General features: G+C 69.8%; 21 protein-coding genes and 1 pseudogene. 10 read left to right on the forward strand and 12 right to left on the reverse strand.

The window, feature by feature from the left end; translation table 11 throughout:
• Both ACT3S3_RS11000 and ACT3S3_RS11005 read left to right on the forward strand, forming a co-directional pair.
• The coding region (locus ACT3S3_RS11000; protein ID WP_444626783.1) for a hypothetical protein at positions 1–791 on the forward strand (791 nt) is incomplete at its 5' end.
• 56 nt (positions 792–847) lie between these two features.
• A complete protein-coding gene (locus ACT3S3_RS11005; protein ID WP_444626785.1) occupies positions 848–1951 on the forward strand; it encodes a hypothetical protein in 1104 nt (367 codons plus the stop codon).
• A 152-nt stretch (positions 1952–2103) separates the two neighbouring features.
• On the opposite strand, the gene ACT3S3_RS11010 is transcribed toward ACT3S3_RS11005, so the two are convergent.
• Positions 2104–2535, reverse strand: coding sequence for a hypothetical protein (locus ACT3S3_RS11010; RefSeq protein WP_301442626.1), 432 nt, complete (start codon positions 2533–2535; stop codon positions 2104–2106).
• A 178-nt stretch (positions 2536–2713) separates the two neighbouring features.
• Entirely contained in the window at positions 2714–3637 is a 924-nt protein-coding gene (gene glfT1, locus ACT3S3_RS11015; RefSeq protein ID WP_441578794.1) for a galactofuranosyltransferase GlfT1, read from the reverse strand.
• A gap of 153 nt (positions 3638–3790) precedes the next feature.
• Between glfT1 and ACT3S3_RS11020 the strand changes: the two are divergent.
• The 5 genes and pseudogenes from ACT3S3_RS11020 to ACT3S3_RS11040 form a co-directional block, all read left to right on the forward strand.
• Positions 3791–5104, forward strand: a pseudogene (locus tag ACT3S3_RS11020) (NAD(P)/FAD-dependent oxidoreductase); the annotation flags it as partial.
• 63 nt (positions 5105–5167) lie between these two features.
• The gene (locus tag ACT3S3_RS11025; RefSeq protein ID WP_441582261.1) at positions 5168–5941 is read left to right on the forward strand and encodes a DUF1365 domain-containing protein; all 774 of its coding nucleotides are present in this window, start codon (positions 5168–5170) and stop codon (positions 5939–5941) included.
• A gap of 3 nt (positions 5942–5944) precedes the next feature.
• Positions 5945–7240 (forward strand): class I SAM-dependent methyltransferase, encoded by a 1296-nt coding sequence (locus ACT3S3_RS11030; protein WP_441578793.1) that lies wholly within the window; start codon positions 5945–5947, stop codon positions 7238–7240.
• A complete protein-coding gene (locus ACT3S3_RS11035) occupies positions 7237–8610 on the forward strand; it encodes a class I SAM-dependent methyltransferase (RefSeq protein WP_444626787.1) in 1374 nt (457 codons plus the stop codon). Before ACT3S3_RS11030 ends, ACT3S3_RS11035 begins: the two co-directional genes overlap by 4 nt.
• Positions 8600–9442: a DUF1295 domain-containing protein gene (locus tag ACT3S3_RS11040; RefSeq protein ID WP_301443488.1), complete on the forward strand. Its 843-nt coding sequence runs from the start codon at positions 8600–8602 to the stop codon at positions 9440–9442. The genes ACT3S3_RS11035 and ACT3S3_RS11040 overlap by 11 nt, the downstream gene beginning before the upstream one ends.
• Here ACT3S3_RS11040 and ACT3S3_RS11045 read toward each other — a convergent pair.
• From ACT3S3_RS11045 to ACT3S3_RS11055, 3 genes are all read right to left on the reverse strand, one after another.
• Positions 9387–9881, reverse strand: coding sequence for a MarR family winged helix-turn-helix transcriptional regulator (locus tag ACT3S3_RS11045; protein WP_301443487.1), 495 nt, complete (start codon positions 9879–9881; stop codon positions 9387–9389). The genes ACT3S3_RS11040 and ACT3S3_RS11045 overlap by 56 nt on opposite strands.
• Positions 9882–10215: 334 nt before the next feature.
• Complete coding sequence (locus ACT3S3_RS11050) at positions 10216–10470, reverse strand: helix-turn-helix domain-containing protein (RefSeq protein ID WP_301443486.1); 255 nt, start codon at positions 10468–10470, stop codon at positions 10216–10218.
• Positions 10386–10715, reverse strand: a complete 330-nt coding sequence (locus ACT3S3_RS11055; protein ID WP_301443485.1) for a helix-turn-helix domain-containing protein — start codon at positions 10713–10715, stop codon at positions 10386–10388. Before ACT3S3_RS11055 ends, ACT3S3_RS11050 begins: the two co-directional genes overlap by 85 nt.
• Before the next feature lie 360 nt (positions 10716–11075).
• Here ACT3S3_RS11055 and ACT3S3_RS11060 point away from each other — a divergent pair, with 360 nt between their 5' ends.
• A complete protein-coding gene (locus ACT3S3_RS11060) occupies positions 11076–11447 on the forward strand; it encodes a histone-like nucleoid-structuring protein Lsr2 (RefSeq protein WP_301443484.1) in 372 nt (123 codons plus the stop codon).
• A 198-nt stretch (positions 11448–11645) separates the two neighbouring features.
• Positions 11646–13463 (forward strand): amino acid transporter, encoded by a 1818-nt coding sequence (locus ACT3S3_RS11065; RefSeq protein WP_444626800.1) that lies wholly within the window; start codon positions 11646–11648, stop codon positions 13461–13463.
• 4 nt (positions 13464–13467) lie between these two features.
• Here the strand turns inward: ACT3S3_RS11065 and ACT3S3_RS11070 are convergent, their stop codons facing one another.
• From ACT3S3_RS11070 to ACT3S3_RS11080, 3 genes are read right to left on the reverse strand one after another with little or no spacing between them, the layout of a single operon-like run.
• Complete coding sequence (locus tag ACT3S3_RS11070) at positions 13468–14268, reverse strand: anti-sigma factor domain-containing protein (RefSeq protein WP_444626789.1); 801 nt, start codon at positions 14266–14268, stop codon at positions 13468–13470.
• 1 nt (position 14269) lies between these two features.
• Entirely contained in the window at positions 14270–14869 is a 600-nt protein-coding gene (locus ACT3S3_RS11075; RefSeq protein ID WP_301442985.1) for a sigma-70 family RNA polymerase sigma factor, read from the reverse strand.
• Positions 14870–14890: 21 nt separating this feature from the next.
• Entirely contained in the window at positions 14891–16240 is a 1350-nt protein-coding gene (locus ACT3S3_RS11080) for a hypothetical protein (RefSeq protein WP_301442984.1), read from the reverse strand.
• A gap of 243 nt (positions 16241–16483) precedes the next feature.
• Between ACT3S3_RS11080 and ACT3S3_RS11085 the strand changes: the two genes are divergently transcribed.
• A complete protein-coding gene (locus ACT3S3_RS11085; protein WP_444626791.1) occupies positions 16484–17908 on the forward strand; it encodes a hypothetical protein in 1425 nt (474 codons plus the stop codon).
• A 4-nt stretch (positions 17909–17912) separates the two neighbouring features.
• Here ACT3S3_RS11085 and ACT3S3_RS11090 read toward each other — a convergent pair whose 3' ends face one another.
• From ACT3S3_RS11090 to ACT3S3_RS11105, 4 genes are read right to left on the reverse strand one after another with little or no spacing between them, the layout of a single operon-like run.
• Entirely contained in the window at positions 17913–18974 is a 1062-nt protein-coding gene (locus ACT3S3_RS11090) for a TRAFAC clade GTPase domain-containing protein (RefSeq protein WP_301442982.1), read from the reverse strand.
• A complete protein-coding gene (locus ACT3S3_RS11095) occupies positions 18971–19993 on the reverse strand; it encodes a hypothetical protein (RefSeq protein WP_301442981.1) in 1023 nt (340 codons plus the stop codon). The genes ACT3S3_RS11090 and ACT3S3_RS11095 overlap by 4 nt, the downstream gene beginning before the upstream one ends.
• A gap of 11 nt (positions 19994–20004) precedes the next feature.
• A complete protein-coding gene (locus tag ACT3S3_RS11100; RefSeq protein WP_301442980.1) occupies positions 20005–21603 on the reverse strand; it encodes a GAP1-N2 domain-containing protein in 1599 nt (532 codons plus the stop codon).
• 1 nt (position 21604) lies between these two features.
• Positions 21605–23926 carry a cell surface glycoprotein gene (locus ACT3S3_RS11105; RefSeq protein WP_441578791.1) on the reverse strand — a complete coding sequence of 774 codons (2322 nt, stop codon included), beginning with the start codon at positions 23924–23926 and terminating at the stop codon, positions 21605–21607.
• Positions 23927–23930: the final 4 nt, after the last annotated feature.

Raw genomic sequence — 23930 nt, forward strand, 5'->3', positions numbered from 1 at the left:
TGAGGAGCGTCAGGGATCCTGACGAGGACGCCTGGTTTCTTGACCGGATCTACGGGAATGGCTCCCTCCGGGACGGAGACGGTGAGGACATCGCACTGGATTCACCGTACCTGCGTGGCCTTATCCATGAGTACGGAATTAGTGACAAGCTTCTTGTGTTCTGTGAGCTGGAAGGCGGTCTCGACGAGTGCTTGGCCATCAACTACGGCATGCTGCGATATCCACCGCATTCCATTATCCTCGTCGATTCGGAGGTAGGTAAGACCAAGCTTGTGGCACGGTCTTTCTCCTCATTTCTCAACCGACTCCGCGAAGAGGAGGAACCAGAATGGCTAATACGAAGTAAACTGAGGGCTAAGTCCGGCGAGTTCTCTGAAGAGTTGCGTCAGGTTATGGACGTATCATGCCTTACGAGCGAGGTTCTCCGTGAGCAAGCGCGACGCGTTGCTAAGGAGCAAGATAACTTTGTCCTTCGAGGGGAGGATGAAGGTTATGTCATGCGGGATATTCTCTTTCTTGGCATGTCACAGTTTCGGCAGATATGCGATAAAAAAGACTACGTCGAAGATCCCGTGGAGGGCCCGAGCTACATCAGTATGTTCGGCCTGGTCGGCGAGGAGGACGACGACGAACGTTTTGGGCCCGGAATCTGTAGCCCGCTTTTCGAGTACAAGTGGTGGGATAAGAGGGCTGAGGAGGGAAAGATCGTCTCCACGGAGCACGGATACAAGTTCGCTGACTGGTACGAGGCCGAGGTAGTGATGAAGGTAGATGAGTTGTCAGGAAAGTAGTTCCACCGTCAACTACCCCTGAACGAAGCGCACGGTAATTACTCGGAAGGTCATTGATGTTCGGATTCGGTAAGAAGAAGTCACAGTCAAGCACAAGCCAGGAACCGGCCCCGCGCCCGGCACAGTCAACCGCGGAGCCGGTCGGTGATGTCACCCCGGGTGCTGTTGATGCTGCTGCTGCAACGAAGGCTGTTCAGCTCGTCGCTTCTGGTGCGGGCCTGACCGCCGTGAGTGACGGAACCACCAGACTGTGGTTGCAGTCAGCGGCTCTCGGGCTGGATGAGCTGGACCTGGGTGGCATCGACCTGCGCATCGATGTCTCTGGTTCGTCAGAGTCTCCGCTGGCCCATGATGCGGTGATGGATTGGCACGGCACCCTCGATGATCTGGATCCGATTGATATCCAGCGGGTGGTCAACACGTGGAATGACAGTTTCGTGGCCCCGCGGGTGTTCTCCTACGAGGACAGCCAGGGCCACACTCGGGTGCGCGGTGAGATGATCACGAACTGGTGGGAGGGGCACACCGTCGCCCAGCTCGACGAGTACCTGCGTGCCGTCGTTTTCGGTGCGATGAACCTGAACCAGTGGCTCGACGAGCAGTGGCCTGACGCTGTCCGGCAGCTACCCGACACCGAAGCTAGCCCCGGAGGGGTAGCACTGACTGGGCAACCCCAGGATATCGCTGCCACAGAGAAGATGGCCGCCCAGTTCATCATTCCTGGCAACGCCTTCGGGTTCGTCTTTGGTGACACTGCACCGGTGACGCCGCAGCGTATCACCGAAGACTTCGCGTCGCGGTCCGGGCAGCTTTCACGGGTCGATGAGGACGGGGTGCTGCGGATCCGCTGGGGTCAGCCGGCGGTGGATATTGCCGTCAACGGTGACGTGCTCAGTGTGTCGTCCAGTGCTGAGGTGATGCTCGCCGACCCGGAGAACGCGGATCCGCTGTTACCGGTGGCGTCGAGGTGGTCGACGAACCGGGCGGGTGCGGTGGTCGTCGTGCATCGCAATGCGGATGGGTCGACCTCGGTGATTTACGCGCTGCATCAGTTTGTTGGTGCGGGGATGACCGACCGGCAGTTGTCGGCGACGATGTCTCAGACCTGCGAGTTGGTTGCGGACTGCATGATGGGGCTGGCCGACGAGATCACTGGCTGATTTCATTCCTGCATTCACAGGAGAGGGTCCCATGCCTCCGGAGCTGAACCCCGGGTACGGCAGTTTGTAGAGGGGAATGCAGCGTGGCGGATGGGCTACGGCCGGCGTGGTGGACCGCGACCGGCGGACGGCGTCGCGGACGCCGTGCTCGGTCAGGAAGGGGGTGCTGACGAGGACGGAGGTTCTGTCGTACGGCAGATCTCTTCCCAGTCCTGGGGATAGGCGAGCGTCTGGTCGCCGCTCTTATGGGGTTTGCCGACCACAATTTGGCCGGCGGAGTCACTGATCCTGGAACGAGTGGACTCGGCATTCCGGAATTGAGTGTTGGAGTCTGCATCGCTGAGTTCTGGTGTGACCGTGATCTTTGAGTCCGGGTCTGTGGTCGTGGTGCCGACCTCTGAAACATCCCAGGAAACAGGCTCGGACGGTGCCGGGTCCCCGAGTACGAAAGTGAATGCGCCGGAGGCCGGTTCCGCAGGCGTGTACTCGGCGATGGTGGTGCCGTCCGAGGCTACGGTGACCCCCTCGATCTCCTCGCCGCAGGTATTGACGAAGACGGTCAGCCGCCCTGATTCGTCCTCCATCGTCCCGGAATCCCCAACGAAGGTCGATTGGCCGCATGCTGCCAGCGGGAGAAGCGCAAGCGTGGGAACGAGGAGTTTCCTGCGGTACACGGGTGATCATCCTTGATTCGGGTTGACACTGTTTCTGTCCACCGTACGGTGTCGAACGCCGCGTGGCGGCGAGACTGTGGCGGGCAGCCTACGGCCGGAAGAACTTCTCCCCGCGACCCTTCGCCTGCAGTGCCAGCCAGTCGCGGAAGCCCTTCACGTCGCGTCGCTGCACCAGGAAGAACCAGCCGAAGCGTGCGTATTCCTGCGGCAGCAGCCGGCGCATGCCGGGCTGGTTCATCAGGAAACCGCGGTTGCGGTAGGTGAAGTAGCGCTTCGTGTCGTTGTCCGGGTACTGGGTGTGCATCCGTCCGCCGAGGATCGGCTTGAACTCGTCGGCGCCGTCGGGGTGCAGGTAGGACGTCGTCAGGCAGGTGCCGAACGGCAGGCCCGAGCGCACCAGCCGACGGTGGTACTCGACCTCGTCGCCGCGGATGAACAGGCGGTAGTCGGGCACACCGATGACCTTCATCGTCTCGGCGCTCACCAGTGCACCGTTGAAGAGGCTCGCGATGCCGGGCAGGAAGTCGCCCTGCAGTTCGTGCAGGTAGCGTCGCCACACCACGCCCTGGCGCAGGGGGAAGGCCAGTCGTTCCGGCTCGTCGATGTTGCACACGGCGGGGGAGACCTCGGCCAGCCCGTGGGACTCGGCGACGTCGTAGAGGTTCTCCAGGACGTGGTCGTCGGCGGGACGCCCGTCGTCGTCGGCGCACCACACGGCGTCCACGCCGAGGGAGAGGGCGGTGAGGAAGCCCAGGGCGAAGCCGCCGGCGCCGCCGAGGTTCGTCTTCGAGGGGACGTACACGGCGCGGTCGCCGGCGAGCTCCTCGAGCAGGACGCGCACCTCGTCCTGGTCGCCGTTGTCGACGACGATGACCTTGTCGACCGGGTGCGTCTGCCCGCAGACGATGGCGAGGGAGTTGCGCAGGAGCGCGACGCGTCGGTGGGTGACGATGACTGCTGCGGTGGTCCCGTCGCGGTGGAGCTGAGCTGCTGACGGCATGGGGGTCTGCATGGATGTCATTGTGCCACGCGGTCGCCGTCGAACCGGGGTCGGCGCGGTCGGAAGAAAATAGCTAACCTGGTTGAACTAACCACGACCGGCAGATCCACCGCACCACTGACCCGGTGCAGGACAGGAAGTGACCCCATGGACCCCACGGAACCTATGGACACGTTGGACCCCGCCGCGACGCGACCACGCATCGCCGTGGTCGGCGCGGGCGTCAGCGGACTGACCGCCGCCCACGAACTGTCCACCCGAGCGCAGGTCACCCTGTACGACGCCGACGACCGGGCCGGCGGCCACGCCGACACGACCACGGTCACCACCGCCGGTGGCGAGGTGAACGTGGACACCGGCTTCATCGTCCACAACGACCGCACCTACCCGGTGCTGACCCGGCTCTTCGACGAGCTGGGGGTGCGCACCCGGCCGGCGGAGATGTCCCTGTCGGTGCGGGCCGACGACGCGCACGGTGGCGCGGGGCTGGAGTACGCCGGCGCCCGCGGCGCCGCCGGGCTCTTCGGCGACCGGCGCAACCTGCTGCGTCCGGCGTACCTCCGGATGCTCGGGGAGGTCCTGCGTTTCCACCGCCGGGCCCGCCGGCTGCTGGCGGTGGACGCAGGGACCTCAGAGGAACAGACCCTGACCCAGTTCCTGCACGAGGGCGGTTTCTCCGACTACTTCGTGCGGCACTTCATGACGCCGCTGGTGGCCACGGTGTGGTCCTGCGACCCGGACACCGCGGGCAGCTACCCGGCGCGGTACCTGTTCACCTTCCTCGACCACCACGGCATGCTGCAGGTGTTCGGCTCGCCGCAGTGGCGCACGGTCGTCGGCGGGTCACGCGAGTACGTCCGGCGCGTCACCGCGGTGGTCGCCGGACGTGGCGGGGAGGTGCTCACGGGCACGTCCGTCACCGGTGTGCGGCAGGACGCCGGGTCGGTCGTCGTCACCGTCGCCGACGGCACGTCCCGACGTTTCGACGGGGTCGTCGTGGCCACCCAGCCGCAACAGGCCCTGGACATGCTGGAGGAGCCGTCGGCGGTGCAGCGGGAGATCCTGTCGGCGATCCCGTACTCGCGCAACGAGGTGCAGCTGCACACCGACACCTCGCTGCTGCCGCGGGCGGCGGGTGCGCGGGCGTCGTGGAACCACCTGGAGCGCGACGGCGGGGGCGTGGTGGTGACCTACGACATGACCCGGCTGATGCGGCTGCCGCACGCCGACGGGACCCGCTACCTGGTCACGCTGAACGCCGCGGACCTGGTCGACCCGGCCACGGTGCTGGCCACCCGCCGCTACGGGCACCCGGTGTACACGCCGTCCTCGGTGGCGGCGTCGCGTCGGGCGGGTGAGCTCGACACCGGGCGCATCGTCTTCGCCGGAGCCTGGCAGGGCTGGGGGTTCCACGAGGACGGTGCGCGGTCGGGGCACGACGCCGCGGTGCGGCTGCTGCAGGACCCGGGTGCGACCCCGCCGGCACAGCCAGCACAGCCGGCACCGCCCCAGCGTCCGGTGAACCGCGTGCTGCGGACCCGGGTGCGCCACGCGCGCACCTCCCCGCTGGTGCACCGGTTCACCAACCGCTCGTGGATGTGGCTGGTGGACCTGGACCACCTGCCGGACCACGGGGCGGCGTCGTGGTGGCGTGGCGCGTTCGTCGCCGGCGACCACCTGGGCGACCCGGGGCGCAGCATCCGCGACAACATCGTCGACCTGCTCGTCGAGCGTGGGGTGCATGCCCCGGTGGGGCGGGTGGCCATGGCGGCGATGCCGCGGGCCTGGGGCAACGGCTTCAACCCGCTGTCGGTGTTCTGGTGCGACGCCGAGGACGGTTCGCCGCTGGCCACGGTCCTGGAGGTCCGCAACACCTACGGCGGACGCCACGCCTACGTGGTGCGTCCGGATGCGGCGGGCCGGGCGCGGGCGGACAAGGAGCTCTACGTCTCCCCGTTCCACGGCACCGACGGGAGTTACCGGATCCGGGCCCCGCGGCCGGTCGACGGCCGGGTGCAGGTGGGGATCACGTTGGAGACGCCGGGCTACTCCTTCACTGCCTCGGTGCACGGGCGTCCCGCCCACGACGGCGGCCCCCGCTGGTCCGACACCGTGCGCGCGGCACCGGCGGCACTGCTCACCGCGGTGCTCATCCGGGTGCACGGCGTGTGGCTGTGGGCCCGTCGCCTCCCGGTGCAGCCTCGACCAGACAGTCACCCAGAACACCACCCAGAACACCACCCAGAACACCACCCAGAACACCACCCAGAACACCACCCAGAAATCACCCGGTACACCACCCCGAACGGAGCCTGACCAGTGAACTCCCCCGTTGACACCACCGCAGACACCACCGCACACACACCCCTCGCCCCGCCCGTGCCCGCCCCGGCGCACCCGTCCGGTCTCGTGCCGGCCCCGCCGCAGGCGCGTACCGCCGCCCGCGTCACCCGGCGGCTGCTGGTGCGCGCGGCACGCACCGCGGGCATCACCGTCGCGCACGCCGGCGACCCCGCCCAGGCGTTGCAGGACGCCGACCTGCGTGTCCTGCGTCCCGGGGCGTTCTACGCCCGGTTGGGCGCCCGGGGGCTCACCGGGTTCGGCGAGTCCTACACCGCAGGCGACTGGGAGGCCGACGACCTCGCCGGCACACTCACCGCCCTGTGCCGCAGGTTCACCACCCTGGTACCCGGCTGGATGCAACGGTTCCGGGCGGTCTACCTGCGGCGACGACCACGTTCCCAGCGGAACACTGTGGACGGGGCGCGGGCGAACATAAGCCACCACTACGACCTGTCCAACGACTTCTTCGCCGCCTTCCTCGACCCCGGCATGAGCTACTCCTCGGCCCTGTTCGACCCGCCGGGGCTGGACCTGCGTGCGGCGCAGGACGCCAAGATGGACCGGGCCCTGGACCGTGCCGGGGTCGGCGCGGGCACCCGCCTGCTGGAGATCGGCACCGGCTGGGGTGAGCTGGCGATCCGCGCCGCCGGGCGTGGGGCGCGGGTGCACACGGTCACGCTCTCCGCCGAGCAGGCCGCCCTGGCCCGGGAGCGCGCGGCGAGCGCCGGGGTGGGCGACCTGGTGGACGTGGAGATCCGCGACTACCGGGAGGTCACCGGCACCTTCGACGCGGTCGTCTCCGTGGAGATGGTCGAGGCCGTCGGCCACGAGTACTGGGACGACTACATGGCGGGCATCCGGGACCGCCTCACACCCGGGGGCACCGCGGTCGTCCAGGCGATCACCATGGACCACGACCGTATGCTGGCCTCGCGGGACAACGCCACGTGGATCACCACCTACATCTTCCCCGGCGGGTGCATCCCGTCGGTGCCTGCGCTGGACGCCGCGGCGCGGCGGGCGGGCCTGCGTCCCGGGGCCCGTCGCTTCTTCGGCGCGGACTACGCCAGGACGCTGGCCCTGTGGGACGAGGCGTGCGAGCGGCAGGCCGGACGCATCGGAGAGCTCGGGTTCGACGCGCCGTTCCGTCGGCTGTGGCACTTCTACCTGGCGTACTGCCGGGCGGGGTTCGCCGCCGGCTACATCGACGTCGGCCAACTGGAGTTCCACCGGCCGGTGGACTCCACCACGGGACGGGAGGATCGGTCATGACCGGGGTGCGGAACGAGGATGAGGGCGTCGCGGGACGTCTGGTGTCGGTGGTCACGCAGCTCACCGGGGTGGCCCCGGAGGAACTGCCGGTGCGGTTGCGCGCCTGGGACGGCAGCGTGGCCGGGCCGGACGCCGCGGCGGGTGTGCCGACGCTGGTGGTCAACGACCCGCAGGCGCTGACCCGGCTGCTGTGGTCGCCGGGTGAGCTGGGCCTGGCGCAGGCCTACGTCACCGGTGAGATCGACGCTGAAGCCGCCGGGACAGGGGCCGGCGACCCGCTGGCCGAGGGGTTCGCCCGCCTCGCCGCGCTGGCCCGGCGTCCGGACGTCCGCCTGCGGATGCCGGCGTCCTCCCCGGGTTCTGCCGGGCTCGCAGGTCTTGCCGGGGTCGCTGACGTGCTGCGCACGGTGCGCGAACTGGGTGTGGTGCGGCGACGTCCGGCACCGCCGGCGTCCCAGGCACACCTGCGGGGCCGGGTGCACACCCGTGCACGGGACCGTTCGGTCATCGCCCACCACTACGACCTGTCCAATGAGTTCTACGCGCAGATCCTCGACGAGACGATGTCGTACTCCTGCGCCTACTTCGGTGCAGACGCCGGTGCGGTACCGGCACGCACACTGGCGGACGCCCAGCGCGCGAAGCTGGACCTGCTGTGCACCGCCCTGCAGCTCAGCGAGGGCCAGCACCTGCTGGACGTGGGCTGCGGTTGGGGGTCGACCGCGGTGCACGCCGCGGAGAACTACCGCGTGCGCGTCACCGCGGTGACGATCTCGTCCGAGCAGCGCGACTGGGTCGAGCGGCTCGTGCGTGAGCGCGGGCTGGACGACCGGGTCACCGTGATGCTGCAGGACTACCGGGACGTGCGTGGTGTCTACGACGCGGTCTCGTCGGTGGAGATGGGGGAGCACGTGGGCCAGCGCAACTACCCGACGTTCATCCGCACGCTGCGCGACCGGGTGCGTCCCGGCGGGCGGGTGCTGCTCCAGCAGATGTCGCGCCGGGGCCGTCACCCCGGCGGCGGGCCGTTCATCGAGGCGTTCATCGCCCCGGACATGCACATGCGCCCCCTGGGGGAGACCGTGGCGATGTTGGAGGACGGTGGTCTGGAGGTGCGCGCCGTGCGGGGGATGCGCGAGGACTACGCCCGGACCGTGGACCACTGGATCGACCGTTTCCTCGGCAACCGGGACCGCATCGTGGATCTCGTCGGCGAGGAGGTCTTCCGCGTCTGGAACCTCTACCTCGTCGGCGGGGGCATGGCGTTCCGGCAGGGGCGCATGGGAGTCGACCAGATCCTGGCCACCCGTCCCGGGGCGGACGCGGCCGACGGCACGACCGAGGGCACAGGGGGCGGCGATGTTCGCTGACTGGTTGGGCGTCGCGCTGGCCTGCGCCGCGACGACCGTGGTGGTGATGGCGGTCGTGGCGGTGGTGGTGCGCCGCAGCGGCCGGGTCGCGGTGATGGACGTGCTGTGGGGTCCGCTGATCCTGCTGAACTCGGTGACGGCGGTGCTCGTCGGGCCGTCCGGCGCGCCGGCGTGGCTGATGCTCGCGGTGGTGGCGGTCTGGGCCGCGCGGCTCTCCCGTCACCTGCTCACCCGCGTCGGTCACGACGTCGAGGACCCCCGGTACGAGGAGCTGATGGAGAAACCGGCGTCCTCCCTGCTGACCTCGGTGCTGCTGCCGCAGGGTGCGGTGGCGTGGCTGGTGTCCGTGCCGCTGCAGGTTGCGGCGGCGGCAGGAGCCACAGGTGATTCAGGTGCGCGGTGGGCGTTGGTCGTCGTCGGCGTGGCGGTGGCGCTGGCGGGGCTGGTGGTGGAGACCGTCGCCGACCGGCAGCTCGACGCCTTCCGGGCACAGGGGGTGTCCGGACGGGTGATGGACCGTGGTCTGTGGTCGTGGAGCCGCCACCCGAACTACTTCGGGGAGGCGGTGGTGTGGTGGGGGATCTGGATCGCCGCCGCCGGGGCCGTGCCGTCGGCCCCGGCAGCGCTCCTGGCGCTGGTCTCGCCGGTGGCGATGACCGTGACGCTGGTGTGGGGTACCGGCGCCCGCCTGCTGGAGAAGCGGATGCAGGGTCGCGCCGGGTGGGAGGACTACCGGCGACGGACCTCGGCGTTCATCCCGCTGCCCCCGCGGCGTTCTACGCCCCCGGAGACCCGGAATCCCCAGGGGCCTCAGGACCGACGGAGTCGGTGAGCGCGTCGAGGAACCTGATGATGGCCTGCCGGTCGCCGGACGGTACCGCGTGGGCTGCCTGCATCATCTTCTCGTGCATCGGGGAGAGCCAGTCGTCCACCTCCTCGTGGGCGTGGTCGGTGGCGACGATCACGACGGAGCGCCGGTCGTGGGGGTGTGGGGCGCGGCGCACGTGACCGGACTCGGTGAGCCGGTTGAGCAGCTTCGCCGTGGCGGCGGTGGAGATGTGCAGCGCGTCGGCCAGGCCGCGGGCCGTCACGGGCGTGCCGGCACGTTCGCAGGCGATGACGTGCCGGACGGCCTCGGTGTCGGTGGCGTTGATGCCCATGTCCACCCCGAGATGACGCCGCATCTCCTGGTCGGCGCGGCGGAAGCGGCGGACGGCGTGCAGCAGAGCCACTGCGGGGTCCGTCGCGTCGTACCAGTAGTCCGTTGACATGTACTCAGCATAACCGGTCGGCACAACTAACTCATATAGCTAGAGCGGCGAGGTAAGTGGGCGTCGCGGGATATTGGCCGAAGGGCGATCTCGGTCGCGGGCACCGGGCGTCACTGTCGTGTCCCCGGCACGACACCCCGGGGCGTATCTCATGTCAGTGCAGGTCCGACGCGGGAATATTGCCGCTGAGTCATCATTGGAATGTGGCGTGCGGAAGCCGGCGACAGACGCGGTTATTCGCCGAAATGGCCGACGCGGGAGATGCTGCCTCCGTCTGTCGCGGGCCCGTTATTCTTAGCCCGGGATATTAACTTTAGTTGTACGAATAGTCGGATTATGTCTCGAGGTTCGGAATGTCGAGATGTCCCCAAATCCGGCCGATCGTGGAGACCGACAGCCCGGTACGGCGGGAGAGCTCCCGCCGGGTCCAGCCCGCCGTTCCCGTCCGGCCGTGGTGGCGCCCGGGGTGGTGTGCCTTGAGTACCGCGCGGATCTCCTCGATGGTCATCGACGGGGGACGCCCCGGACGGGGTTCGTCGGCCAGTCCGTCGAGCCGGCGCTCGACGAACCTGCTGCGCCACTTGCCCACTTGCCCACGGTCGGTCGGGAGACGCCGAGATGCTCTGCGACACGGGTGTTCGGCGCCCCTGTCGCGCACGCGAGGATGATCCGGGAGCGCAGGGCGAGCTGCCCACCGTCCCCGTTCGGCGACGGTGTGTCCGGCGTGCCTTTCGCCCACTCGGTCAACGTCGCCCGTTCCTCGGGGGACAGCGTCAGCGCCGTCTTCGGGCGCCCTGGCGGGCGGGAGTTCCGGAGGCCGTGATCGTCGGTCATGTCGCTAGCCTAGCGAGATAGGTACTTTCCGTGCCACTTTTTGAGTTTTCCGGAACGGAACGAGGGAATGGAGGTAATGATCCTCGCCAGGTGAACGATAAAGGTCGGTCCACCTCCAATCGAGGGTGGACGTCCCCCTTATCCGACCGGTCGCCCCTAGCCCCGTACAGGGGATGGCGCCGGTATCGGTGTCCGGCCTTGCGTGGCCACCCTCGAATGGAAAGTCAACGAGAGAAAAAGAATGCTTTGCGCAAGAAATAGTGTGACGTTTGGGGGCACCGTCACGGGGGCGTTCGGAACCGCCACCGGACCGCCACCGAGCCTCCGGGGAAAAGGGGGGTCGATGGTAGACTGACCGGAATGGGACGACGAACAGTGATCACCTACGTAGACGACATCGACCGTGAGGAACTGGCCCCCGACGAGGTCCGCAGCGTGAAGTTCGGCTTCCGTGGCGACGACTACGTCATGGACCTCTCCGAGCTCAACGCCGAGATCTTCGCCGAGGAGCTCGAGCCCTACCTCAAGGTGGCGCGCAAGGTCCGTGCCTCCACCGGGCCGCGCCAGGCGAAGGGCACCCTGTCGGCCAACGCGGCGCGCGTGCAGCGCTCCAAGCGCAACCAGCGCATCCGCGACTGGGCCAACGACAACGGTTTCGTGGTGTCCTCCCGGGGAAAGCTCTCCGACGAGGTCATCAACGCCTACGAGGTCGCGAACCCGCAGGACATCTGACACAGGACATCTGACCTGCTAATACCCCTTGTCGCCGGGGGTGCACGGGCGTAGCTTCTTGCTATGCGTAGAGCGCAGGGCCATCCACCGGTCCGCCGGGACGCCTTCACCGCACAGGTGCCGCGTCCCCTCCGAACCGCCGGCCACGACACCGGTCACAGTACGGGGCACGACGCCCGCCACCCGTGGTGGAAGGTCATGTGCCTGTCCGGCGTCGACTACTTCTCCACCCTCGGTTACCAGCCGGGCATCGCCGTCGCCGCGGCCGGTGCCCTGGCCCCCGTGGCCACCCTGGTCCTGGTGGCGGTGACGCTGCTGGGGGCGGTTCCGGTCTACCGGCGTATCGCCGCCGAGTCGCCGGACGGTCTGGGCTCGGTCGGCATGCTCGCCGCCATGGTCCGCGGCTGGCGCGGGAAACTCCTGGTCCTCGTGCTGCTCGGCTTCGCCGCCTGCGACTTCATGATCACGGTCACGCTGTCCGCCTCGGACGCGGCGGCCCACCTGCTCAGCTCCTCGACCAGCCCCTTCCTCCTGCCCGTCACCCTCGTACTCGTCGGCCTGCTCGCCGCGGTGTTCCTCAAGGGTTTCACCGAGGCCGTGCGGGTCTCCGTGGTGCTGGTGGGTGTCTACCTGGCACTGACCACCGCGGTGGTCGTCGCCGGACTGTGGCGCATCCTCACCGAACCGGGCCACGTGGCCGACTGGACGGCCGCACTGTCCAGCCAGCATTCGAGCGTGTGGGCCATGGCCGCCGTGGCGGTGCTGGTCTTCCCGAAGCTGGCGCTCGGACTGTCGGGGTTCGAGACCGGGGTGTCGGTGATGCCGCTGATCCGCCCGGGCCCCGGAACGGATCCTGGAACCGAGATCACCGCTACCGCGGCACGTGACTCCCGCATCCGCGGGGGACGCCGCCTCGTGCTGGTCAGCGCGCTGGTGATGAGCGCCTTCCTCGTGGCGTCCTCCCTGTGTGTGACGATGCTGGTTCCCGCCGGGCAGCTGGCGTCCGGCGGTGAGGCCAACGGCCGCGCCCTGGCGTGGCTGGCGCACGAGCAGTTCGGGCCCGTCGTCGGCAACCTCTACGACGCCTCCACCATCGCGGTGCTGTGGTTCGACGGTGCCTCGGCGATGGCCGGGATGCTCGCGCTGATCCCGCGCTACCTGCCCGCCTACGGCATGGCGCCGTCGTGGGCGCGACGCTCGCGTCCGATGGTGGTGGTGCTGACCGGCGTGGCGGTGCTGCTCGTGCTTCTCTTCCGCGCCGACGTGGACGCCCAGTCCGGCGCCTACGCCACCGGTGTGCTGGTCCTGCTGTTCTCCGGGGCGTCGGCGGTGACGCTGCACACGAGACACCGTGGCACACGTCGGGCGACCATCCTGTTCGCCCTGGTCACGCTGGTGCTGGGCTACACCCTGGTGGCGAACGTGATTGAACGTCCCGAAGGGCTGCGGGTGGCGGCGTGGTTCATCGTGGGCATCATCGTGGTCTCGGCGGTGTCACGCACACGCCGCTCGCTGGAGCTGCGCGGCACCGAGATCCGGTACGACGCCGCGGCGCAGCACATCCTGCAGGCCGCTGCCGCCGGCACCGGGGAGCTGCACCTCGTCGCCACCTGCGCGCAGGACGTGGCGGGGGACGTGGCGGCGCGGGAGCGCGGCGTGCGCCGCGCCAACCACCTGCCGGCCGACCGGGCCTTGGTGCTCCTCGAGGTCAGCGTGACCGACGCCAGCGACTTCACCTCCGTGCTCGAGGTCACCGGCCGGGCCGTCGACGGGGTGCCGGTACTGAACGTCACGGCCACGACGATGCCCAACGCCGTCGCCGCGGTCGCCCTGGACGCCCGGGAGCACGTCGGTGTGGTGCCCGACCTCTACTTCGAGTGGGGGACGGGGACGCCGGTGCACGAGATGCTGCGCTTCCTCACCGTCGGCCGTGGCCACAACGCCGCGGTCACACGCGAGGTGCTGCGCCGGGTGGAACCCGACGAGGCCCGCCGCCCGCGCGTGCACGTGGGCTGACGGCTCAGCCGTTCCCGTCTGTGCCGCCGAGCGCGAGCACGACCACCGGGTCGCTCGTCGGAGCCGGTGAACCACCGGCCGGTTCCTCGGTGACGGCCATCGCGGCGGCCCCGGTCCCGTCCGCCCCGCCGTCGCCGCCGACGCTGATGACCCCGTCGGAACCGTCGAACAGGCCCGCCGAGGTCGGCTCGCCGGCGTCGTCGAGGGCCCACAACTGGTAGACGCGGTCGTCGGCGACCCCGGGCAGGTCGCGGGCGATGACGGTCATCTCCCCACCGGCGGCGACGACCGCCACGGACCCCTCTTCACCGTCACCGACACGTTCCGAGGTCACCGACGCGCCAGGGGAGGTGAGCATCCGGGTGATCTCCCGGGTGGTGTCCTCGGCCTGCACCGAGGTGTTGTGCTGGGAGATCGCCACCGTCAGCGACGGCACGGCGACGGCGAGGGAGACCGCGGCGACCGCCGTCATCACCCAGGCCGTCCTGCGGGAGCGGCGGTAACCGTCCAACCGGGTGACCGGTGTGACCGGGGCCGCCGGCGCATCAGGACCACCGGCACCGTCCGCGGCGAGGCGGCGCATGACCGCCTCCTTCACCTCCGGCGGCGGGGCGGTCTCGTGCGCCGCCGCCAGCTGCGCGGCGACCTCCCGGTAGCGGCGCAGCGCGGCCGCGGCGTCCGGGTCGGACGCCGCCAGCGCCTCGGCCTCCCGCACGTCCTGCGCGGAGTCCAGGGCGTCGAGCGCCAGCCCGACGAGAAGTTCATCGGTTCGGTCACGGTCAACATCACGGTCCGGTCCGGTCATCTCAACTCATCTCCAAACAGGTGCGCATGCGCGACAGGGCCGAGCGGATACGGCTCTTCACCGTGGCCAACGGCGCGGTGAGGTGGCTCGCCACCTCGGAGTAGGTCCGCCCACCGAAGTAGGCGGCGACCAGGGACTCGTTCTCCAGGTCCGTGAGCTCGCCCAGGCAGTGACGCACCCGGTCGGACTCCTCGCGCCGGAGCAGGTCGGTGTCCACCCCGCCCGAGCCGCCGGCGGCGTCCGGCACGTCGACGTCCCGGAACTCGTGGTGGGTACGGTGCTCGCGGACCCGGCGGGAGGACTCCGAACGCACCCCGTCGACGGCACGACGGTGCGCGATCATCGCCGCCCAGGCGTACACGGTGCCACGGGCGGGGTCGTAGGACGACGACCTCGTCCACAACTCCAGCATCACCTCCTGGGTCGTCTCGGCGGCGATGCCCTCGTTGCGCAGGACGCGACGGCAGATGCCGTGGACCACGGGGGACACCTCGTCGTAGAGCAGACCGAAGGACCCCCGGTCGCCGGCGGCGGCACGCTCGACCAGTGCGGTCAGCTGCGTCTGGTCCCGTCGCCCGGGGTCGGGGGTCTGCTGGGTCATGAGGTCGATCATAGGGATGGTTCAGTCGACGAGAGCGTCCTTGAGCGACTGGATCGTCCCGGCCACGGTGGAGATGTGTCCGGCCAGGCCCTCGGCCAGCTCATCGGCGTCGAGCTCGCCGTCGGTGATCCCGGCGAAGAACTCGCCGGCCTGCGGACGGTAGCCGTCGAGGTTCTCCAGCGCCTCGTCCGCTGCGGCGGTGTCGTCGGTGGCCAGGGCGTTGGCGTAGTCCACGAAGTAGCCGATGTGCTCGCGCCACAGCGCCAGGAACTCCTCGCCCTTCTCCTCCCCGGCGACGGAGCCGACCGCCTCCGACAGGGCCATGGAGTTGTGGTCCAGGGTGTCGGCGGCCGCGGCGAACGCCTCGGAGTCGGTGCCGCCCTCCGTGGTGTAGGCGGTGAACACGGCTACCCCGGCGAGGTACACGTGCTCCTGCAGCCCGGTGGCCAGGGTGACGCGCAGGGTCGCGGCATCGTCGGTGGCATCTCCCTCGATGTCGTTGCCCTCGGCGAGTCCCGAGGCGAGCGTGGCGATGAAGTCGCCACCGTGGGACGCCGCGGCGTGCAGGTCCCCGTAGGCGGCGGTGTCGCCGGCGGCGAGGGCGTCGATGGCCTGTGAGAGACTGTCGACGTGGTGCTGCAGGCCCTCGGTGGCCTCACCGGCGTCGATGACCCCCTGCGACAGTCCGGAGAACGCCTCGCCGGCATCCACCGTGTACTGCGTCAGGTCGTCCTGGGCGGCGGCCTTCGCCGCCTCGTCGCCCTCCTTGGCGGCGGTGGCGTAGTCCACGAAGTAGCCGATGTGGTCACGCCAGAGCTCCAGCACGGCGTCGCGCTTGTCCGGGTCGATCGTGGCGACCATGTCGGCCAACGCCACGGCGTTGGCGTCCAGGGCGTCGGACGCGGCGGCGAAGGCGTCGGAGTCCGCTCCCTCGGTGTAGGCGGTGGCCACGGCCATGCCCGCGAGGTAGACGTGTTCCTGCAGGTTGGACGCCAGGTCGGCGTGCAGGGTGGCGGCGTCGGAGTCCGGGTCACCGTCGATGCCGGCGGAGGCGACGATGCCGTCGGCGAGGGTCTGGCCGGTCATCGGCATGTGGGACGCCGCGGTCATCGCGTCGGCGAAGGGGTCGCCGGTGCTCACCGGGGTGATGTCCCCGCCGGAGCCGTGGCCGGAATGCTCGTCCATGGTGGAGTCGGTCATGTCATCCATGTCGGAGGTGCTGGAGGTGCTGGAACTTCCTGAGGTCATTGAGCCGGTCGACCCGTCGGAGCCGTCCGAGTCGTCCGAACAGGCGGCGAGGGCCAGGATCAGGGCGGCGGCGGAGCCGACGGCGACCGTCTTGGCGGTGTACTTGGTGGACTTGGTGGACATGGTGGGCACTCCTCGGTGTGTGGGCCTGACATGAGGCCCGGGGATGGTGTCACCCCTGAGTTCGGAGCCGCACGCGCCGCGGATTGGTCGGGTGGGGAAAAAGTTTCGGGAAAGTTCCCCGGCCGCCGTCAACCGGGGTGTTGCGCGACCCGTCCACCGGGTATTCCTTAGAATGATGGGCGACGACACAGTTTTTGCAGTCTTCGCCCTTCATCTTTTTCTTCGTCACCACAGGAGCCCACCATGGTCGCAGCACCGCTGGACACGTTGACCGTCATGCAGGACCTCGACCAGCTCCGGGACCTGGCCGACGAGAACTGGGACGCGCTGTCCTCCGCCGGCCAGGCGGAGGCCTTCCTGGCCCAGACCGCGGAACTGGACACGGTGTCGCTGCGCATCGGTGAGCTCTCCGTCGACGACCCGCGGCTGCGCAGCGTGCGCGACCTGGCCTTCGCCCGCTGCGTCGCCGCGCAGGCGTGCCAGCTCGGCGACGAGCTCGAGGCCGCGGCGTCCCTGCTCGCCGCCCTGTCACTGTCAGCGGGCGACCCGGTGATGCTCGCCACCGCCCGGCTGCACCTCGCCGGGTCCGCCCTGCTCCAGGGCAGGAGGGAGGACGCGGAGAACCTGGCGCTCAGCGTGCGCATGGCCGAGGGCGAGATCGACGCCACACCGGTGGCCGGAGGCCTGCTGGAACGCATCCGCCGGCCCGAACCTGAGCCGGAGCCGGAGCCCGAGGTCGTGCTGCCGCAGACCGTCACGGCGTCGGTGACCTGGGACGACCGCGTCCGCGAGCTCGCCGCCGAGCCGTTCACCGAGGACAACGACGCCCGGTGGGACGAACTGCTCGGTGAATGCCGGTACAGCCTGGAGACCGCCGACAGCACCGGCGACCTGTCCGCCCTGCGGCACCGGCTGGGGGAGCTGATGGACGTCATCGCCGGGTCACCGTCGCTGGAGTCCCCGCACCTGCGGCCCGAGGTGATCACCCGCGCCGTGGGCGTGCACCGCCTGCAGCAGGCGGTCATGGAGGCCCTCGGAGACTCCATCCGTGCACGCCAGGACCGCAACAGGTTCTTCGAGACCGTGCTGTCGCGGGTGAACCGCGAGCTCCCGTCCTCGGTGCCGCTGGACGACAGGATCCTCGTCACCCGCCTGCACCTCAACCTGTCCGCCGAGGTCACCGGGCACGACCCGGAGGCACGCAGCGGGTACGCCTCGCAGCTCGCGGAGCTCTACCAGCGCAAGAACGACCACAACGGCGAGATCATGGCCTTCCTGGAGAAGGGCGCGTGCCTGGAGAAGCTGGGTCGGCTGGCCGACATGTACGACGTCTACGAGCAGTCGCTGAACCTGTCGCGACGCTACGGGCTGACCAGCGGGGTCATCTGGTCCACGATCCGCCTGTCCTACGCGCACTTCCTGGCCAAGGATCCCCGCACCGCCACCCAGCTGCTGCTGGACATGGACGAGCGGCTCACCGAGGACGAGGTCAGCGGGGTCGACGAGCGCGAGGCCTACGCCGAGGCGAAGGTCGCGCTGGCCAACCTCTTCGCCCACGCCGGTGCGCAGGACGGCTCCCAGCGTTTCTACGGTGAGGCCGCCGACATCTTCGACTCGATCGGCAACGACGGCCGCGCGTGGGAGTGCCGGCAGAAGTCCCTGCAGTGACCGGCTAGCCGGTGAACACGCCGTGCGGGGCGAGCACGGAGAGCACCGGGTCCAGCACCCGGTAGGGGGCGATGCCGCGGCGGTTCAGCTTCTCGCCGTTCGGTGACTCGCCGAGCGCGGAGACCGCGCAGTACTGCCACAGGTCCGGGCGCACGTGTCCGGCGGCCTGCGGGGCGGCGTCGTACGTCCAGCCGTAGTCCTGTCCGATGAGGTTGACCAGCTTGTCCGCCGACATGTAGCGCAGCAGGCTCTCGATCTCCAGGTGGAGCAGCCGTTGGTCGTTGACGTCGTGGTCCCAGCCGGTGTCGCGGCGGAAGGCCGCACCGTGGTTGCCCATGATGCGCGCCCATTCATTGTCGCCGGTGCGGGCGAGCTGCTGGAGCGTGTCGAACTTCGAGATCGTGACCGCCAGTTTCGGGCGGCTGCCGTCCAGCAGGCGGATGAGGTTGCGCAGCACGTCCTCCGGGTCGCCGCCGGTGAGGTTCTGCGGCGGGATGATGCCCTGCAGGTAGGTGCGGATCGCCGGGACGCGCAGCGGGTCGAACAGGAAGATGATCAGGTCGGCGTGGCGGAAGAACGACAGTTCCGACGGGTCGGACGGCAGGTTCTCCAGGTCCTCGCCGGCGACGTCGCGGAAGACCAGGTAGTGGGGACGCAGCGTGCCCTGGGCATCCGTCCACCGGCCGAGGGAGAAGATCAGTGGGTCGCGCTGGTACGCGTCCGAGCTGGAGGCCGGCGGGGTGGCCGGCATGTGCTTCATCTCCCGGTAGAGCGGGGTCTCGTAGTGGGTGCGGAAGCGTTCCTGGGTGGAGTCGTCCGCCGCCTCGACCACGCGGTTGTGGTGGCTGGCGATCTCCTCGAGCTGTTTGATCAGCACCGCGGTGTACAGGCTCTTGCCGGACGCCCGGGCGCCGGCCATCGCCACGCAGTGCACGTGCGCGTGGTCCCAGTCGGACGGCAGGTCCTGGTGTCCGGAGACGGAGGCGCCCGGGTGGAGGGGCTCGAAGGTGTACGGGTCGCGGGAGAGCGATCCGGCCTGGTTGGGGGCCTGGTGGGCGGATGTCACGCGGAGACCTCCTTCACGGAGTCGAGGATGGAGGCGACGACGGCGGCGCCGTGGTTGAAGGCCCCCGGGTCGCCGGCGAGCAGGCCGGCGGCGAGGCGGGCGTCGACCGGCAGCACGCCGGTGGCGGCGGTGAGGTCGGGGGAGGAGGAGAACAGCGACGCCTCCTCCACGGACCCGTCGCCGAGGACGAGGACCAGGGAGGTGGAGCGGCCTGCACCGTCTGCGACCATGCCGGTCACCGGTGTGGAGGTGAGGTGGACGGTCAGGGTTCCGGGGGCGGTCCCGGCCGGACCTGCCGCCGTTCCTGCCGCCGGGGTCCCGGGCAGGACGGACGCGCCGACGCGGGTGACGTCCGCCGCCGCGGCCTGCAGGACGAGGTCGTCGAGCTCGGGGACGGAGACCTCGCCGCGGCGTCCGGCGCCGGTGAACAGTTCCACGGTGTCGAGGGAGAAGGTGGTGGCCAGGCCACGCACCGCGGTGACCGCGGCGGTGAGGGTGTCCGGCTCGGTGGCGGCCGACAGGGTCGCCCCGGTGTCGGCGAAGACCCGCAACGCGGAGACGCCGGAGACGCCGGCCGTGGAGGTCAGGTGGGTGCGCACGGCGGAGGACACCGCCATCACCGCCCGCGGCAGGTCGGTGGACACGGAGGAGCCGTAGGCCGTGAGGTTGTAGGAGGAGCCGGTGTGGTCGATGCGGCCGAGCTTCTTCTCCGGGACCCCGCCGACGCGCACCACGGGGAACTCCACGGTGGTGCGGTCGGTGCCGGTGACGGTGAGACGCACCGCCTGGTCGATGCCGAAGTCGCCGCCGGAGGTGGGGGCGATGGTGATCGTCGCCGAGGCGGGCACGGCGGTGACGATGGCCAGGGTGTTGTTCGGGGTGGTTGCCCGGACGTCCTCGCCGGTGACGCTGATGCGCAGGTCGGACGTGCTTCCCCCCACGGGGAAGACCTGGACCTTCAGCAGGCCACCGTCGTCGACGGCGTGGGACTCGCCGTCGTTGAGTGAAATGGTGTGCATGGATGGTGTCCTTATCGTCGGGGGGTGCGGTTGAGCGGGAGGTGGTCGGGCTGGGCCTTCGCCAGTGAACGTTGCCGACCGAGGTACACGGCCTCGGCGAGCTCGCGGAGGCGGGGATTGACCAGTGAGCTCAGGTTCGGGTGTCCGGTGTCGTAGAAACCGTGTTCGGAACCGTGGTGGACGGTGTAGTCGACGGTGTCGTCCACCAGCCGGTCCCGGTCGGTGTCGTCGACGGCGCAGAGCGCGTCCTGGTTGCGGTCTCTCCCGGCTTGCCGCAGCGCAGGGAAGTACCCGTAGGACGCCAGCGCCAGCATGCGCACCCGCGTGGTCCAGCCGAGTTCCGTGGCCGGGTCGAGCAACAGGTACTGGGGGACGGGCTGGGTGAACCCGTGGCGTGCCTCGGTCTGGGTGAACACGTTGTTCCACTCCGAGAGCGGTGCACCCAGGATGAAGTCGGTGTCGATGTCGGAGGTGAAGACGATGGCCGGCAACGTGCCCTCGGGTGTGGACCGTGCCGGTGCTGGTGCCGGTGCCGCCGGGGCAGGCCGGGGCTGTGTCGGCAGTGTCGGCTGTGCGGGTTCGGCCGTGGCACCGGTGTCGAAGGGGTTCGCGGTGTGCGACGTGGCCTCCGGTTCCCCCGGTGTCTGTGGCGCGGTCACCGGTGCCCAGGTCGTCCCGCCCCAGCCGGACATGACGGACGTGGCCGCCAGGCTGGACGTGCTGGGCGCTGCGGGCGCCGGGGCGTCCGGCACGACGGGGAGCACCGCTGCGGTGTCCACGACGAGGACGCCCGGGGCGTCCTGCATCTTCTCGGCCTCGGCGGACGGCACCACGGCGAAGGACACTCCGGCGGCGAGGGTCTCGGTGACCGTGGCGGCCTTCTCGTAGGTCGACCAGGTGAAGGAACGGTCCGCCGGCAGCGTCGGCGGGAGCTGGTCGGCCAGGGCGGTGATCCACAGGGGCCCTTCCGCGACGTCGGTGAGCAGCACCACCGGTGTGCCGTCGGTGACCCGGGCGGCGAGGAAGTCCAGGATCTCGCGGCGCGGAACCGGACCCGCATGTGGCCGGACCCGGCCCAGCTCCTGGGGCCAGGACAACTCGTCGGCGGTGCCGGTCCCGTCGAGGAAGCCCTCGATGACCTTGTCGGTCAGCACGGTGGTCTCGGTCATGTCGGTATTGCCGGGGGCCTCGGCGGCGTCGACCTTGCGCTTGCCGTAGGGCGCGGGGACGGACGCGGAGAACATCAGCTTCACCGCGTCGCGCCGCGGCAGGTGGCCGGGGTCGCTGACGAAGACGTAGGTGAAGACGTTGCCGGGGCGTCCCGTCGCGTCCTGACCGGCGGGCACGGAGGCGAGGAACACGCCGGTGTCCGCGGACTCCACCGGCTCCCACGGGGCGGGCAGCCAGGCGAACCGGCGGATCCGCCGGGCCAGCTCCTCGCGGTCGGGGAAGGTCGGCAGCGCGACCGGGTCGGACAGGTGGGTGGGGATCAGCGGGACGACCTCGTCGACCTGGAAGGCGGCGAGCTCCCCGGTGCGGTGGCCGACGCCCCATCCGCCGGAACGCTGGTCGGACGGTGAGAACGAGGCGTAGGTGAAGGAACCGGACATGTCAGGGGTGCACCTTCCGACGCGACGGGTAGGCGAGCTTCGTGGTGACGACGGACTCCACCACGATGGCGGGGATGGTCGCGGCGTTCCACGACGTCGGGGTGGTGCCGGTGGAGGCGCCGGTGCCGGCGGCGTCGGGGTTGCCGAGGCTGCCGCCGAACGCGCCGGCGCTGAAACCGGCGCGCGGGGTCGGGCTGGCGGCCGGTGCCGGGGTGGCAGAGGAGGCAGGGGTGGTCGGGGTCTCCGGTTCGTCGACGAAGAGGCGCAGGTAGCCGCCGTCGATGGTGGTGTGGTCGATCCACCAGGTCGCGTCCTGCGACGATGCCGAGGTCACTCCCCACCCAGGGGTGGACTGCGACCCCTGTTCCGGGCCGGACAGCGATCCCGACGGCAGGGCGGACTGGTAGAGGTCCGTCGTCGGCTGCGGCTGCCCGGCGGGCCCGGCCGACGCACCGTCCTTCGCGCACGTCACCGCGGAGCCGTCGCCGATGTGCAGCGGGAGCCGGGACGGGTTGTGCACCAGGCGGAAGTGCGGGGCGTTCGCGTCCGGGTTGCCGACCGACCAGATCTGCAGCTGCGGGAAGCCGTCCGGCGAATCGGTCAGGTCGTAGGAGTACGCGCGCAGCCCCGGGTAGGTGATCTCCGTGGGGGAGTCGGCGTACTTGTCCTTGCCCGCCCAGATCGCCGCGGGGGTCAGCGTGACCTTGTCGCCGGTGTTCAGCAGGTTCAGGCGCACCCCGCCCTGGCGGCGGTAGGCGTCCTCGTCGAGACGCATCCGGTCCTGGGTGGTGCGCACGTTGATGTGCGTGGCGCCGGCCGGCCAGTCGAACGTGATGAGCTGGCCGGACACCCGCTCCACCAGCTGCGGGTCGGTGATGTTCTCCACGCGCTGCAGCACCCGGCTGTCACCGACCCACGCCCGCTGCTCCACGATGTTCACCGGGGTGATGTACACCTGGTGCCAGTCGGCCGGCCACACCAGCGTGCGGGTCACGTGCTCGCCGGGCACGGAGTTGTCGTCGGTGGTCCACTTGGTGGAGCCCAGGGCATCGTCGTCGTCGAGGTAGCCGCGGTCGACCTGGCCCAGGGGGAGCTCCGGGTCCGGGGCGGTGTCGGTGAGGAAGACCCGGACCTGACCGGTCGGCGGGGCCTCCCACTCCAGGATGATCTGGTCCTCGTTGTTGTGGTCGGGCAGGTAGCCGGCGGTGATCAGGGAGACCTTCTGGATCTCCGCACTGACCAGGATCTTCTGTTCCGGGATCGCCGGGCCGGTGTGGGTGCGCCCGCGGAAGGAGACGACCGGGGCCAGGGTGAAGTCGTAGTTCAGCCCGCGGGTGCTGACGCGGTAGCTGAAACCGGACTGTTCCACACCACTGACCAGCATGTTGCCCGGGTCGGTGAGACGTCCGGCGTAGCCCTGCCTGGCGTGGTAGACGCGCACCTCGTCGTGTCCGGGCATGGCGTCCCAGGAGCCGTTGACGGTGCCGTTGGACTCGACGAGCTTCACGTCGCGCGGCGGGTAGATCGCCACGTCCTCACCGATGAACAGGGCAGGGGCGTTGAGCAGCCCGGCGGGGCCGCCGTCCCAGGTGTAGGCCCAGACCATGTAGTGGCGCAGGCCGGTGGAGTTCGGGCGCTCGTCGCGGAAGGCGGTTCCGTGGGTGATGACCAGTTCGGTGCCGGCGCCCGGGGCGCACTCGGCCTCGTGGTCGGCGGCGATGACGCGGTAGAGGGTGGTCTCCTTCGGACGGTTCGGCAGCTTCGGCCAGGTGATCAGCACGGACTCTTTGCCGGTGACGTCCGGGTCCTGCGAGGCCTGCGGGTCCTGTGGGGCGGGGTCCTCCACCGAGTAGTTGACCTTGATCGGGCCGGGGGAGGTGTAGCCCTCCGGCGCGCTGTAGGCGAACGCCTCGTCGGAGCGCTGGAAGATCTGGGTGAAGATCGGGTCTCTCTCGAAGTCGGACTCGTCCACGGTGTTCGTGGCGGCGTCGCCGTCGAGGAGCAGCTTCATCTGGTCGGCGAGGGACATGGGCGCCTTCGGTTCCTTCTTCTGGTTCTTCGAGGACGGGGCGGGGGACGTCGCAGGCTCGGGTTCGGGGGTGGGCTCAGGTGCGGGCACTGGGGCCGGTTCGGGGGCTCGCTCTGGGGCTGGATCTGGGGTGCGGCCCTCGAAAAGACCGCGGACGTCGGACGCCAGGGCGTCCTTCGCCTGGTCGTCCAATCCTGATGGCAGCAGGTCGCGGACCGCGTCCTGTGTGGGGTCGGCGAGGGTGGCGATCCGCCGGCAGACGTCGAGGGGCAGGTCGTGGATGTGGGAGGTCATGTCC

It is taken from the genome of Corynebacterium sp. AOP40-4SA-5 (genome assembly GCF_052377355.1).
Classification (GTDB): Bacteria; Actinomycetota; Actinomycetes; order Mycobacteriales; family Mycobacteriaceae; genus Corynebacterium.

What these genes read in the sequence shown, in the direction of transcription:
- ACT3S3_RS11005 (WP_444626785.1), top strand. Translation starts at nt 848, where the DNA reads ATGTTCGGATTCGGTAAGAAGAAGTCACAGTCAAGCACAAGCCAGGAA.
- ACT3S3_RS11010 (WP_301442626.1), bottom strand. Translation starts at nt 2,535, where the DNA reads ATGGAGGACGAATCAGGGCGGCTGACCGTCTTCGTCAATACCTGCGGC.
- glfT1 (WP_441578794.1), bottom strand. Translation starts at nt 3,637, where the DNA reads ATGCAGACCCCCATGCCGTCAGCAGCTCAGCTCCACCGCGACGGGACC.
- ACT3S3_RS11035 (WP_444626787.1), top strand. Translation starts at nt 7,237, where the DNA reads ATGACCGGGGTGCGGAACGAGGATGAGGGCGTCGCGGGACGTCTGGTG.
- ACT3S3_RS11040 (WP_301443488.1), top strand. Translation starts at nt 8,600, where the DNA reads ATGTTCGCTGACTGGTTGGGCGTCGCGCTGGCCTGCGCCGCGACGACC.
- ACT3S3_RS11045 (WP_301443487.1), bottom strand. Translation starts at nt 9,881, where the DNA reads ATGTCAACGGACTACTGGTACGACGCGACGGACCCCGCAGTGGCTCTG.
- ACT3S3_RS11055 (WP_301443485.1), bottom strand. Translation starts at nt 10,715, where the DNA reads ATGACCGACGATCACGGCCTCCGGAACTCCCGCCCGCCAGGGCGCCCG.
- ACT3S3_RS11060 (WP_301443484.1), top strand. Translation starts at nt 11,076, where the DNA reads ATGGGACGACGAACAGTGATCACCTACGTAGACGACATCGACCGTGAG.
- ACT3S3_RS11065 (WP_444626800.1), top strand. Translation starts at nt 11,646, where the DNA reads ATGTGCCTGTCCGGCGTCGACTACTTCTCCACCCTCGGTTACCAGCCG.
- ACT3S3_RS11070 (WP_444626789.1), bottom strand. Translation starts at nt 14,268, where the DNA reads ATGACCGGACCGGACCGTGATGTTGACCGTGACCGAACCGATGAACTT.
- ACT3S3_RS11075 (WP_301442985.1), bottom strand. Translation starts at nt 14,869, where the DNA reads ATGACCCAGCAGACCCCCGACCCCGGGCGACGGGACCAGACGCAGCTG.
- ACT3S3_RS11080 (WP_301442984.1), bottom strand. Translation starts at nt 16,240, where the DNA reads ATGTCCACCAAGTCCACCAAGTACACCGCCAAGACGGTCGCCGTCGGC.
- ACT3S3_RS11085 (WP_444626791.1), top strand. Translation starts at nt 16,484, where the DNA reads ATGGTCGCAGCACCGCTGGACACGTTGACCGTCATGCAGGACCTCGAC.
- ACT3S3_RS11095 (WP_301442981.1), bottom strand. Translation starts at nt 19,993, where the DNA reads ATGCACACCATTTCACTCAACGACGGCGAGTCCCACGCCGTCGACGAC.
- ACT3S3_RS11100 (WP_301442980.1), bottom strand. Translation starts at nt 21,603, where the DNA reads ATGTCCGGTTCCTTCACCTACGCCTCGTTCTCACCGTCCGACCAGCGT.
- ACT3S3_RS11105 (WP_441578791.1), bottom strand. Translation starts at nt 23,926, where the DNA reads ATGACCTCCCACATCCACGACCTGCCCCTCGACGTCTGCCGGCGGATC.